At 71.9% G+C, this 253-nt stretch carries 1 pseudogene; it reads left to right on the top strand.

From position 1 onward, the window contains the following. Positions 1 to 90 precede the first annotated feature (90 nt). Positions 91 to 253 (top strand): annotated as a pseudogene (locus KVS67_RS12395) (endonuclease); the annotation flags it as partial.

Below are 253 nucleotides of genomic sequence, written 5' to 3'. Positions count from 1 at the left end.
GGCGCGGACGAGCGGCGGGGGCGGTTCGAACGGGGCATGCCTCCATGCTGGCACAAGTGCCGGTGGGCGCGGTCCGCCTAGGATGGACCGGTGCGACTCGTCATTGCCCGCTGCTCCGTGACCTATGGGGGCCGCCTGAACGCCCACCTGCCCACCGCCACCCGCCTGCTCATGGTGTAGGCGGACGGCTCGGTGCTGGTGCACTCCGACGGCGGCTCCTACAAGCCCCTCAACTGGATGTCGCCGCCCGCGC

The sequence above is a fragment of the Micrococcus sp. GbtcB5 genome (assembly GCF_019091605.1).
Lineage (GTDB): Bacteria > Actinomycetota > Actinomycetes > Actinomycetales > Micrococcaceae > Micrococcus > Micrococcus luteus.
This window is presented reverse-complemented; position numbering and strand designations above follow the sequence as displayed.